The organism is Enterobacter quasimori (genome assembly GCF_018597345.1).
GTDB lineage: Bacteria > Pseudomonadota > Gammaproteobacteria > Enterobacterales > Enterobacteriaceae > Enterobacter > Enterobacter mori.
This window is the reverse complement of sequence record NZ_JAHEVU010000003.1, coordinates 224816-237208: the sequence shown is the minus strand read 5'-3', so window position 1 is coordinate 237208 and position 12393 is coordinate 224816. Positions and strand designations below refer to the sequence as shown.

At 59.6% G+C, this 12393-nt stretch carries 14 protein-coding genes and 1 pseudogene; 12 read left to right on the top strand and 3 right to left on the bottom strand.

The features are described 5' to 3' along the window. The first annotated feature begins 153 nt into the window (after window positions 1–153). Complete coding sequence (locus KK102_RS13230) at window positions 154–774, top strand: TIGR04211 family SH3 domain-containing protein (protein ID WP_010435686.1); 621 nt, start codon at window positions 154–156, stop codon at window positions 772–774. A 60-nt stretch (window positions 775–834) separates the two neighbouring features. Next, the gene (locus KK102_RS13225) at window positions 835–2076 is read left to right on the top strand and encodes a multifunctional CCA addition/repair protein (RefSeq protein WP_126545241.1); all 1242 of its coding nucleotides are present in this window, start codon (window positions 835–837) and stop codon (window positions 2074–2076) included. A gap of 13 nt (window positions 2077–2089) precedes the next feature. Here KK102_RS13225 and bacA read toward each other — a convergent pair whose 3' ends face one another. Next, complete coding sequence (bacA, locus tag KK102_RS13220; protein ID WP_010435693.1) at window positions 2090–2911, bottom strand: undecaprenyl-diphosphate phosphatase; 822 nt, start codon at window positions 2909–2911, stop codon at window positions 2090–2092. Window positions 2912–3017: 106 nt separating this feature from the next. Next, a complete protein-coding gene (gene folB / locus KK102_RS13215) occupies window positions 3018–3386 on the bottom strand; it encodes a bifunctional dihydroneopterin aldolase/7,8-dihydroneopterin epimerase (protein WP_126545242.1) in 369 nt (122 codons plus the stop codon). Between the two features lie 107 nt (window positions 3387–3493). Between folB and plsY the strand changes: the two genes are divergently transcribed. The 10 genes and pseudogenes from plsY (at window position 3494) to ureG (ending at window position 11264) form a co-directional block, all read left to right on the top strand. Continuing rightward, complete coding sequence (plsY, locus tag KK102_RS13210) at window positions 3494–4108, top strand: glycerol-3-phosphate 1-O-acyltransferase PlsY (RefSeq protein WP_010435699.1); 615 nt, start codon at window positions 3494–3496, stop codon at window positions 4106–4108. 93 nt (window positions 4109–4201) lie between these two features. Further along, a pseudogene (locus KK102_RS13205) lies at window positions 4202–5668 on the top strand (MFS transporter). 116 nt (window positions 5669–5784) lie between these two features. After that, complete coding sequence (locus tag KK102_RS13200) at window positions 5785–6612, top strand: urease accessory protein UreD (protein WP_216357765.1); 828 nt, start codon at window positions 5785–5787, stop codon at window positions 6610–6612. A gap of 10 nt (window positions 6613–6622) precedes the next feature. Further along, window positions 6623–6925 (top strand): urease subunit gamma, encoded by a 303-nt coding sequence (locus tag KK102_RS13195; RefSeq protein WP_003862556.1) that lies wholly within the window; start codon window positions 6623–6625, stop codon window positions 6923–6925. A 10-nt stretch (window positions 6926–6935) separates the two neighbouring features. Further along, a complete protein-coding gene (locus KK102_RS13190) occupies window positions 6936–7250 on the top strand; it encodes an urease subunit beta (protein WP_216357764.1) in 315 nt (104 codons plus the stop codon). Further along, entirely contained in the window at window positions 7243–8946 is a 1704-nt protein-coding gene (gene ureC, locus KK102_RS13185) for an urease subunit alpha (protein ID WP_216357763.1), read from the top strand. The genes KK102_RS13190 and ureC overlap by 8 nt, the downstream gene beginning before the upstream one ends. 9 nt (window positions 8947–8955) lie before the next feature. Beyond that, window positions 8956–9414, top strand: coding sequence for an urease accessory protein UreE (gene ureE / locus KK102_RS13180; protein ID WP_216357762.1), 459 nt, complete (start codon window positions 8956–8958; stop codon window positions 9412–9414). Window positions 9415–9423: 9 nt separating this feature from the next. Continuing rightward, entirely contained in the window at window positions 9424–9963 is a 540-nt protein-coding gene (locus tag KK102_RS13175) for a HupE/UreJ family protein (protein ID WP_032650274.1), read from the top strand. Continuing rightward, on the top strand, window positions 9963–10637 hold the full coding sequence (locus tag KK102_RS13170) for an urease accessory protein UreF (RefSeq protein ID WP_216357761.1): 675 nt from the start codon (window positions 9963–9965) through the stop codon (window positions 10635–10637). Before KK102_RS13175 ends, KK102_RS13170 begins: the two co-directional genes overlap by 1 nt. A 9-nt stretch (window positions 10638–10646) precedes the next feature. Then, window positions 10647–11264, top strand: coding sequence for an urease accessory protein UreG (gene ureG, locus KK102_RS13165; RefSeq protein WP_024906473.1), 618 nt, complete (start codon window positions 10647–10649; stop codon window positions 11262–11264). Window positions 11265–11349: 85 nt separating this feature from the next. Here ureG and tsaD read toward each other — a convergent pair whose 3' ends face one another. After that, window positions 11350–12363 carry a tRNA (adenosine(37)-N6)-threonylcarbamoyltransferase complex transferase subunit TsaD gene (gene tsaD, locus KK102_RS13160; RefSeq protein WP_010435734.1) on the bottom strand — a complete coding sequence of 338 codons (1014 nt, stop codon included), beginning with the start codon at window positions 12361–12363 and terminating at the stop codon, window positions 11350–11352. Window positions 12364–12393: the final 30 nt, after the last annotated feature.

Genomic DNA, 12393 nt, shown 5'->3' with positions numbered 1-12393 from the left:
GCCAAATTACCACGCAATGAGCAATTTGACGGGCGTAAAAGTTTGAAGTGGGGGAAATCACGACACAGATGATTCCGATTGATGACGAATCCTTTGCGTAGCGACACTGATACCACTACTATCGTTCCACTATTTATGAAAATAACGACTGATATGCTTAAATTACGCCTGATTGGACTTACTTTACTCGCTTTTAGCGCCGCAACCGCGGTCCACGCTGAAGAGAAACGTTACGTTTCTGATGAACTGAACACCTGGGTACGCAGTGGCCCTGGGGACAATTATCGCCTCGTGGGCACGGTAAATGCCGGCGAGGAAGTGGTTCTGTTACAAACCAATGCAGACACCAACTACGGCCAGGTACGCGACAGCTCCGGCCGCACCTCCTGGATCCCGCTGAAAGAGCTGAGCAACGTGCCAAGCCTGCGCACCCGCGTGCCGGACCTGGAAAACCAGGTGAAAACCCTGACCGATAAGCTGACCAACATCGATAACACCTGGAACCAGCGCACGGCAGAAATGCAGCAGAAAGTGGCCCAGAGCGATGGTGTGATAAACGGTTTGAAGGAAGAGAACCAGAAGCTGAAAAACGAGCTGATTGTCGCGCAGAAGAAAGTGAATGCCGCCAACCTGCAGCTTGATGACAAACAGCGCACCATCATCATGCAGTGGTTCATGTATGGCGGCGGCGTGCTGGGCGTCGGTCTGGTGCTGGGTCTGGTGCTGCCAATGCTGATCCCAAGCCGTAAGCGCAAAGACCGCTGGATGAACTAACTCGTCTTCTCTGCCACACTTACGTATTATCTTGCGAAAAGAGAAAACGGGAGCGTGAGTGTGAAGAGTTATCTGGTCGGTGGTGCAGTACGTGATGCGTTGTTAGGTCTGCCGGTCAAAGATAAAGACTGGGTGGTGGTGGGTGCCACCCCCGAAGAGATGCTCGACGCGGGCTACCAGCAGGTAGGCCGCGATTTTCCCGTTTTTCTTCATCCTGAAAGCCGCGAAGAGTACGCCCTGGCGCGTACCGAACGTAAATCCGGCTCTGGCTATACCGGCTTTACCTGCTACGCCGCCCCGGACGTCACGCTGGAGCAGGATCTGCTGCGCCGCGATCTCACCATCAACGCCCTGGCGCAGGACGAGCACGGCCAGATCGTTGATGCCTACGGCGGTCAGGACGATCTGCGCGACCGTATTTTACGTCACGTTTCCCCGGCGTTTTCTGAAGATCCGCTCCGCGTGCTGCGCGTGGCGCGTTTCGCCGCGCGTTATGCGCATCTCAGTTTCCGTATCGCGGATGAAACCATGGCCCTAATGTCCGCGATGACCGAAGCGGGCGAGCTGGAACACCTGACGCCAGAACGCGTCTGGAAAGAGACGGAAAACGCCCTCACGACCCGCAACCCGCAGGTCTTTTTCCAGGTGCTGCGCGACTGCGGCGCGCTGAAGGTGCTGTTCCCGGAAGTCGACGCGCTGTTTGGCGTCCCCGCCCCGGCGAAATGGCACCCGGAAATTGATACTGGTATTCATACCCTGATGACGCTCAGCATGGCCGCGATGCTCAGCCCGGACGTGGACGTGCGCTTTTCCACCCTGTGCCACGATCTCGGCAAAGGCTTAACGCCAAAAGAATTCTGGCCTCGCCACCACGGGCACGGTCCGGCAGGGGTGAAGCTGGTCGAGGGGCTGTGCCAGCGTCTGCGCGTGCCAAATGAGATCCGCGATCTGGCAAAACTGGTGGCAGAGTTCCACGACCTCATCCATACCTTCCCAATCCTGAAGCCGGCCACCATCGTTAAGCTGTTCGACAACATCGACGCCTGGCGTAAGCCCCAGCGCGTGGAGCAAATCGCCCTGACCAGCGAAGCCGACGTGCGCGGCCGCACCGGGTTTGAGGCCTGCGATTATCCGCAGGGGCGGTTGCTGCGCGAAGCCTGGGAAGTCGCGAAAGCAGTGCCCACGAAAGATGTTGTTGAAGCAGGATTCAAAGGACCGGAAATTCGGGAAGAGTTGACGAAACGCAGGACAGAAGCCGTCGCGGCATGGAAGGAAAAGCGTTGCCCTCAGCCAAAAGACTGAGGGCCGTTGGTCATCAGAAGAAGACCACGTATACCGCAGCCGCAACGATAAAGCGGTAGATCGCGAACGGAATGAACGAGATACGCTTGATCAGCTGCAGGAAGGTTTTGATGGCAATCAGCGCCACGATGAAGGCGGTGATAAAGCCCACGGCGAACATCGGAATGTCGCCTGCGGTCAGGAAATGGTAGCTCTTATAGACGTCGAGTACGGTGGCGCCCATCATCATCGGCACCGCCAGCAGGAATGAAAATTCCGACGCGGCATAACGGCTCACGCCCATCAGCATGCCACCGGAAATGGTCGCTCCTGAACGGGAGAAGCCCGGCCACAGCGCCAGACACTGGAAGCAGCCAATGATAAACGCCTGACGGTAGGTCATATCATCCAGACCTTCCGCACGCGGGGTTTTCGGTTTCAGCACTTCTGCTGCGATCAGCAGGAAACCGCCGACCACCAGCGCATACATCACGTTAATCGGGTTAAAAAGCGATTTGATGGTGTCGTGGAATACCAGCCCCAGCACGACCGCCGGGACCATCCCGAGCAGAATGTGAATCAGCGTCAGACGACCCTTGCCTTCCCCTTCACGCTGCGGCAAGCGACCGAAATGGATGCCGATCAGGCCAAACAGTCGACGCCAGAACATCACCACAACCGCCAGAATCGAACCCAGCTGAATCACCACTTCGAACGTCTTTGCGGTATCGCCCTCAAAGCCCAGCAGATGGCCGACGATAATCATATGGCCCGTACTGGAAACCGGCAAAAACTCCGTCAATCCTTCGACCACACCCAGTATTGCCGCCACCAGCAGCGAGTGCATATCGCTCATCTATAAACCCCTAAAAAGATATAAAAAAACGGTGTCCCACGTGGACAACCGTGAAAGATACAGCTTTATGACCGGTATAACCTAAAATGGTTTAGCGATTATGACGTTAAATCTTTGCTTTCAGATTATTGCCACGCTCAATAATCACGCCTACGTTAGCAGCGCGCGCTACCGCCCCCGGTTTGCTTAACTTGATGCGTACCCATGGGGCGTTAAATTTGGTCAGCAGTAGCTCCGCCACCTCTTCCGCCACGCGTTCCACCAGCGCAAAACGCTGCCCTTCCACGTGGTTAATGACCGTTTCACTGATGTCGGCATAGCTCAGACAGTCCTTCACGTCATCGCTTTTTGCCGACGCGCGGTTATCCCAGCCCATTTCGATATCGAACACCAGCTTCTGCTCGATGGTCTGTTCCCAGTCGTAAACACCAATAGTGGTGATTACCGAAAGTTGCTCTATAAATACAATATCCATCACGACCTGCCTGCTTTTTAGCTAAACCGGATACCACTTCCGGCGAATTATGCGTATTATCCACAGATGCTGAGAATACAGATACATTTTCAAAACGGAACAGCGTTATGAGTGCAATCGCGCCTGGAATGATTATCCTCGCCTACCTTTGCGGCTCAATCTCCAGCGCCATTCTGGTCTGCCGCATCGCCGGGTTGCCTGACCCACGCGAAAGTGGTTCCGGGAATCCGGGGGCGACCAATGTACTACGAATTGGCGGCAAGGGAGCAGCCGTAGCGGTTTTGATTTTTGATGTTCTGAAAGGGATGCTGCCCGTCTGGGGCGCGTATGCGCTGGGCGTCACGCCGTTCTGGCTCGGTCTTATCGCCATCGCCGCCTGCGTCGGCCATATCTGGCCCGTTTTCTTTGGTTTTAAAGGCGGAAAAGGCGTTGCGACGGCCTTCGGTGCGATTGCACCTATCGGCTGGGATCTCACCGGCGTAATGGCCGGAACCTGGCTGCTCACCATTCTTCTGAGCGGCTACTCGTCGCTGGGCGCTATCGTCAGCGCGCTGATTGCCCCGTTCTACGTCTGGTGGTTTAAACCCCAGTTCACCTTCCCGGTGTCGATGCTCTCCTGCCTGATCCTGCTGCGCCATCACGACAATATTCAGCGCCTGTGGCGTCGTCAGGAAACCAAGATCTGGACGAAGCTCAAGCGTAAGAAGAAAGACGCGAAATAAAGCGTTCGTTATGCCTTATAACCAAATGTGATTTTGGTCACCTTCTGCCTGTGGTAACTGTTAGAGACACAACACAACCACACAATAAGAAAAATGGCAGAAATCACAGATACAACCCCTCTTTCAACGGCAGGAAGCGCCCCGGATGGCGACATCAGGTGGGTGCGCAGCGCATCGGACGTTTCACGTCTGGTTAACGACGGTTCTCAGGGCCGGGCCAATGCCCGTATCGTGGTCGGTATCGCGCTGGGCGGCATTTTCCTCGACGCGTACGATCTCGGCGCGCTGGCGTTTGGCATCAAGGATATTACCCGCGAATTCAATTTAACCCCTGCTGGCACGGGGATGGTGGCATCGGCGATTACCTTTGGCGCCATCGTCGGGGCGCTGCTCGGCGGTTACCTCACGGATAAAATCGGGCGCTACCGCGTGTTTATGGCCGATATGGTCTTCTTTGTCGTCGCCGCTATCGCCTGTGCGCTCGCTCCGAACGAATATGTGCTGGCGGGCGCTCGCTTTGTGATGGGGCTCGGCGTGGGGATCGACCTTCCCGTGGCAATGGCGTTTCTCAGCGAGTTCGCCAGGCTGAAAGGTCCGGGAAACAAAGCGTCCAGCGTCGCGATGTGGTGCCCCACCTGGTATGCGGCCATCAGCGTCTCCTACCTGCTGGTGCTGTTCTTCTACGCCGTGCTGCCGGAAAGCCACAGCGACTGGCTCTAGCGCCTGATCCTCGGCTTTGGCGCGGTGCCCGCGCTGGTGATTATCGCCATTCGCAGTCGTTACATGAGCGAGTCTCCGGTCTGGGCGGCGAATCAGGGCAACCTGAAAGAGGCGGCATCCATTTTGCGGCAGTCGTACAACATCAATGCCCACGTGCCGCAGGATGCCCTTGACCAGCCCGCGCCGGTGGTTAACAAGGCAAAATGGTCGAACTACCTCAACCTGTTCCGCGGCATCTATCTGCGGCGCACCACGCTCGCCACGCTGCTGTCCGTCGTCTCCTCGTTCGCCTATAACGCGGTGGCGTTTGGTCTGCCAGTGATCATCTCCAGCTTCTTCGTGCAGTCGATGTTGACCACCATCCTGATATCTCTGGCGCTTAACCTGCTGTTTGCGTTTGTCGGCGGTTTACTGGCGGTGCGCTACGTACCGCGCTTCGGCGCGTGGCGGATGTCGCTTGCGGGCTATGCCTGCCAGCTTGCCGCACTGCTCGGGCTGGCGCTGATAGGCCGACCGGAAGGTGCCTCTGAAGGCGTGCTCGCCGTCGCGATGCTGGCGCTGTTCCTGTTCGGTCAGGGATTTGGCCCGGGCGCGCATACCATGACGTTTGCGTCATTGAGCTACCCGACGTCCCTGCGCGGCGTGGGCGTGGGTCTCAACCAGACGCTGATGCGCAGCAGCTCGACGCTGTCGCTGTTCCTGTTCCCGCTGCTGGTCGCCTCGCTGGATACCGCCGTGTTCTGGGTGATTGCGCTGGCGCCGTTTATCGGCCTGGCCTCGCTGCTGGCGATCCGCTGGGAGCCGTCGGGGTATGATGTGGATGCGGAGGATTATCGGTAGTCCCGCAAACCGGCTCACAAGAGCCGGTTTTTTTATCCATAAGCGACTCATATGACAGCCTTCATTTCCGCCAGGGCATACTGAAACGACCCCGATGATGAGCAGATGGATGCAGCATGTTAGCAGCTCAGGTCACTGATAATTCGTATAAAGGCTGGCAGGCATCGCTTGCCCTGCAGTTTTGTCACACCCCTGAGAAAACCCTCCTGTATTCCGCGCATCACGTCGGGCCACTTACCGTTCAGCGTCCGTTTTATCCCGAAGGGGAAACCTGCCACCTTTACCTGCTGCACCCGCCCGGCGGGATTGTGGGCGGCGATACGCTGGACATTTCTATTCGGCTGGACGCCAAAAGCCATGCGCTTATCACCATGCCCGGCGCCAGCAAGTTCTATCGCAGCAGCGGCCCACAGGCTCGCCTGAATCAGCATTTTTATCTCGATGAAAATTCCACCCTGGAGTGGCTGCCGCAGGACACGATTATTTTTCCCGGCGCGAATGCCACGCTGCGCTCCGTTTTTCATCTGAAGGCCTCCAGCACGCTGCTGGCGTGGGAGCTGTACTGCCTGGGCCGCCCGGTGATAAACGAAACCTTCAGCCACGGCACGCTGGAGAGCCGTCTTGAGGTGTGGGTAGATGACGAGCCGCGCCTGATTGAGCGTCAGCACCTTAGCGGCGGCGATCTCGCGCCCGTCGCCGGGCATCCGTGGCTCGGCACGCTGCTGTTCTACCCTGCCCAGGAAGAACATCTCGAGGCGGTGCGTGAACGCCTCGCACCGCTGGAAAATTATGCAGGTGCAACGCTCACTGATGACCTGCTGTCGGTGCGTTTTCTCTCCCACGATAACCTGATTTGTCAGCGGGTGATGCGCGACGTCTGGCAGTCGCTTCGCCCGCTTCTCACCACCAAAACCGCCTGTTCGCCGCGTATCTGGCAGACATAAGAGAAACGTTATGGAACTGACCCCCAGAGAAAAAGACAAGCTGTTGCTGTTCACCGCCGCGCTGGTTGCCGAGCGCCGCCTTGCGCGCGGGGTAAAGCTCAATTACCCGGAATCGGTCGCGCTGATCAGCGCCTTCATCATGGAAGGCGCGCGCGATGGCGAAACCGTCGCCTCGCTGATGGAGGCGGGCCGCCACGTCCTGACGCGCGACCAGGTGATGGAGGGCGTGCCGGAGATGATCCCGGATATTCAGGTAGAAGCCACCTTTCCGGACGGATCGAAGCTCGTCACCGTCCACAACCCGATCGTCTAAGGAGCGCGTGATGATCCCAGGCGAATATCAGATCAAACCGGGCAATATCAGCTTTAACGTCGGGCGAGAAACCCAAAGCGTGGTTGTCGAAAACCACGGCGACAGGCCGATCCAGGTCGGATCGCACTACCACTTTTACGAGGTTAATCCGGCGCTGAAGTTCGATCGGGAAGCCACCAAAGGCTATCGGCTGAACATCCCGGCGGGCACCGCCGTACGCTTCGAGCCCGGCCAGAAGCGGGAAGTGACGCTGGTGCAGGTCGCGGGTGCGCAGCGGATTTTCGGCTTTCGCGGCGAGGTGATGGGCGAGGTGAAACATGGCTGAGATTTCACGCCGGGCGTATGCCGATATGTTCGGCCCCACCACCGGGGATAAAGTGCGGCTGGCCGACAGCGAGCTGTGGATCGAAGTGGAAGACGATCTCACGGTCTACGGCGAAGAGGTTAAATTCGGCGGCGGGAAGGTGATCCGCGACGGCATGGGTCAGGGGCAGATGACCGCAGACGGCTGCGTGGATCTGGTTCTCACCAACGCGCTGATCGTCGATCACTGGGGGATCGTAAAAGCCGATATCGGCGTCAAGAACGGGCGGATCTTTGCCGTCGGTAAAGCCGGAAACCCGGACATTCAGCCCGGGGTGACGATCCCGATTGGTGCCGCAACCGAAGTGATTGCCGCCGAAGGAAAGATCGTCACCGCTGGCGGGATCGACACCCACATCCACTGGATCTGCCCGCAGCAGGCGGAAGAGGCGCTGGTCTCCGGCGTCACCACCATGATCGGCGGCGGCACCGGACCGGCGGCGGGCACCAACGCCACCACCTGCACGCCGGGGCCGTGGTATATCGCCCGCATGCTGCAGGCTGCCGATACGCTGCCGGTGAATATCGGCCTGCTCGGCAAAGGTAACGGCTCCAGTCCGGACGCCCTGCGCGAGCAGATTGCCGCGGGCGCCATCGGACTTAAAATCCACGAAGACTGGGGCGCGACGCCTGCGGCGATCAACTGCTCGCTGGAGGTGGCCGAAGAGATGGACATTCAGGTGGCGCTGCACAGCGACACGCTGAACGAGTCCGGGTTTGTCGAAGATACGCTGGCCGCCATTGGCGGGCGCACAATCCACACCTTCCACACCGAAGGGGCGGGCGGTGGCCACGCGCCGGATATCATCACCGCCTGCGCGCACCCGAATATTCTGCCCTCTTCCACCAATCCGACGCTGCCCTACACGGTCAATACCATCGACGAGCATCTCGACATGCTGATGGTTTGCCATCACCTCGACCCGGATATCGCCGAGGACGTGGCGTTTGCCGAATCCCGCATTCGTCGGGAGACCATCGCCGCCGAAGACGTGCTGCATGACATCGGCGCGTTCTCGCTCACCTCGTCAGACTCGCAGGCCATGGGCCGCGTCGGGGAAGTGATTATCCGCACCTGGCAGGTCGCGCACCGCATGAAGGTCCAGCGCGGCGCGCTGCCGGAAGAGACCGGCGAGAACGACAACTTCCGCGTGAAGCGCTATGTCGCCAAGTACACCATTAACCCGGCGCTCACCCACGGTATCGCCCATGAGGTCGGTTCGATTGAGGCGGGCAAGCTGGCGGATCTGGTGGTCTGGTCCCCGGCGTTCTTCGGCGTAAAACCCGCCACCATCGTCAAGGGCGGGATGATCGCCTGCGCGCCAATGGGTGATATCAACGCTTCAATCCCCACACCGCAGCCGGTCCATTACCGCCCGATGTTTGGATCGCTGGGTGCCGCGCGCCACGCCACCCGACTGACGTTTGTCTCGCAGGCAGCCAGTGCTAACGGCATCCCGCAGCAGCTCAACCTGCAAAGCGCCACCGCGGTGGTAAAAGGCTGCCGGACGGTGAAAAAGGCGGACATGATCCACAACGGCCTGCAGCCGAATATCACCGTCGACTCGCAAACCTACGAGGTGCGCGTCGACGGCGAACTGATAACCAGCGAACCGGCTAACGTTCTGCCGATGGCGCAACGCTATTTCCTGTTTTGAGGAGTGATGATGATCTATTTAACCCAACGCCTGGACCATGCGCGCCCCGTCACCGCCAGCGTCACGCTGCCGATTGACGTGCGGGAGAAAAGCCGCGCCCGCGTATCGCTGAACGACGGCCGCGAAGCCGGGCTGATGCTGCCGCGCGGCCTGCTGCTGCGCGGGGGCGACCTGCTGACTACCGACGACGGCAGCGAGGTGATCGAAGTGATCGCCGCCCCGGAGTCGGTCTCCGTGGTGCGCTGCGCCGATCCGTTCCTGCTCGCCCGCGCCTGCTACCACCTGGGCAACCGCCACGTGCCGCTGCAGATCATGCCCGGCGAGCTGCGCTATCACCACGACCACGTTCTCGACGACATGCTGCGCCAGTTCGGGCTGGACGTGGGCTACGCCAGCCTGCCGTTTGAACCGGAAGCGGGCGCTTATACCAGCGATGCCCACAGTCATTCTCACGCTCATTCACATTAAGGATTAATCATGCGTAAGTATTTACCTCTGCTGCTTCTGGCTTTTTCCGTTCCGGCGCTCGCGCATCCCGGCCACGGCGCCGACAGTTTTCAGGCCGGTTTTTTCCACCCGCTGACCGGGCTCGATCACCTGCTGATGCTCACCGGTGCAGGCGTGCTCTCGGCGCTGAGCGGCCGCAAGCTCCTGCTGCCGTTTGCCACCCTCGGGATGATGCTTGTCGGCGCCATTGCGGGCAGCCTGCTCGGCGGCTTTAGCGGCATGGAGATGCTGATTATCGCCTCGCTGGCGGTATCCGGCGTGATGATGTTTAAAACTGAAAACCGCCTGCTGCTGGCGGTGCCTGCCCTGGCGATGTTCCACGGCTGGGCGCACGGCGTGGAGATGTCCGGCCACAGCTTCTGGCTCTTCACCAGCGGCTTTATGCTGGCCAGCGCCGCGGTGCTGTGCGCCAGCTTTGCCGCGGGGCTGCTGCTGCGCCGTCACGACGGCCTGCGTAAGACCTTTGGCGGCGGGCTGATCGTCTCCGCCCTGCTGGCGCTGATGAGCTGATGGATCATTCCCGCCAGTTGCTGCGCCTGATGCAGCTCTCCAGCAGCAGCCTGCCGGTCGGGTCGTTTACCTGGTCGCAGGGGCTGGAGTGGGCCGTTGAGGCGGGCTGGGTCACGGACGCCGACGCCTTTAAACGCTGGCAAATCCAGCAGATGGAGCAGAGCTTTTTCTGCGTCGATCTGCCGCTATTTCTCCGTCTTTATCAGGCCTGTGAGCAACGCGATCTTACACATGCAAAACGCTGGACGGCATACCTTCTCGCCTGCCGGGAAACGCGCGAGCTGCGAGAAGAGGAGCGCAACCGCGGGGCGGCCTTTACGCGCCTGATTAAGAGCTGGGAGCCGGATTGTCCGCCCGAATGGCTGCCGCTGTTTATGCAAAGCCAGCTCTGCGGCATGGCCTGGCTCGGCGTGCGCTGGGGTATTGGCGCGCGCGAGCTGGCGCTGAGCCTCGGCTACAGCTGGATGGAGAGCGCGGTGATGGCAGGCGTCAAGCTGGTGCCGTTTGGTCAACAGGCCGCGCAGCAGCTGATTATCGAACTGAGCGACGACTACGCCGCTGGTTTTGAACAGGTATTTTTACGTCGCGACGACGCGCTGGGGGCAGCAACGCCGCTGTCCGCCATCGCCTCCGCGCGCCACGAAACCCAATATTCACGACTATTCCGTTCCTGAGGAGTCAATATGGCTGATTACAAACATCCCCTGCGCGTGGGCGTGGGCGGCCCGGTAGGGTCGGGCAAAACTGCGCTGCTGGAAGCGCTCTGCAAGGCGATGCGCGATACCTACCATCTTGCGGTGGTGACCAACGATATCTACACCAAAGAGGATCAGCGCATCCTGACCGAGGCGGGCGCGCTGGCGCCGGAGCGCATCGTGGGCGTGGAGACCGGCGGCTGTCCGCATACCGCCATCCGCGAAGACGCCTCAATGAACCTGGCGGCGGTGGAAGCGCTCAGCGAGAAGTTCGGCAACCTGGATCTGATCTTCGTGGAAAGCGGCGGGGACAACCTGAGCGCGACGTTCAGCCCGGAGCTGGCGGATCTGACTATTTACGTGATCGACGTGGCCGAAGGGGAAAAAATCCCGCGCAAGGGCGGACCGGGGATCACCAAATCCGATTTTCTGGTGATCAACAAAACCGATCTCGCGCCGTACGTGGGGGCGTCGCTGGAGGTGATGGAGCGCGATACCAACCGCATGCGCGGCGAGCGTCCGTGGACCTTTACCAACCTGAAGGCGGGTGACGGTTTAGCGACGATTATTGCTTTTCTGGAAGAGAAAGGGATGCTGCGGGTGTAGTGCGGTTTGTTGCCCGGTGGCGCTGCGCTTACCGGGCCTACAAAACCGTAGGCCGGGCAAACGAAGTGCCGCCCGGCAAAAAAACTCACGCCTCAGGCAGTTCCGCCAGCGGCCAGCGCGGACGCACGGACACGCTCAGGTCAGACGTTGCGCCAGCGTTCAGGCGCACCATACCCGCGTAGGCGATCATCGCCCCGTTATCGGTACAGAATTCCGGACGCGCATAGAACACTTCCCCGCGACGCTTTTGCATCATCTCGGCGAGCTTCGCGCGCAGCGTGCGGTTAGCGCTCACGCCGCCCGCCATTACCAGGCGCTTAAAGCCGGTCTGATCCAGCGCGCGCTTGCACTTGATCATCAGCGTATCCACCACCGCATCTTCGAACGCACGGGCGATATCGGCGCGGGTCTGCTCGTCGTTATCATTATTGCGGATAGTATTGGCCGCGAAGGTTTTCAGCCCGGAGAAGCTGAAGTCCAGCCCCGGACGGTCGGTCATCGGGCGCGGGAAGACAAAGCGCCCTTCCGTTCCCTGCGACGCCATTTTTGACAGCATCGGGCCGCCAGGGTAATCGAGTCCCAGCAGCTTGGCGGTTTTGTCGAACGCTTCACCGGCGGCGTCGTCGATCGACTCGCCCAGCAGCTCGTACTTGCCAATGCCCGTGACGCTAATCAACTGCGTATGGCCGCCGGAGACCAGCAGCGCCACAAACGGGAATTCAGGCGGATTCTCTTCCAGCATCGGCGCCAGAAGGTGCCCTTCCATATGGTGAACCGGGATCGCCGGCACATCCCACGCGAACGCCAGCGAACGGCCAACCGTTGCGCCAACCAGCAGCGCGCCAACCAGGCCTGGGCCTGCTGTATACGCCACTGCATCAATCTCTTTTGCCGTTAATCCCGCTTCTTTCAGCGCCGCCTGAATCAGGGGAACCGTTTTACGCACGTGGTCACGAGAGGCCAGTTCAGGTACGACGCCGCCGTAGTCAGCGTGTAATTTCACCTGACTATACAGCTGGTTGGCGAGAAGCCCTTTTTCGTCGTCGTAAATGGCGATGCCGGTTTCATCGCAGGATGTTTCAATACCCAGTACACGCATGACTTGTTTTACCTCGTTTCAATACCGCGC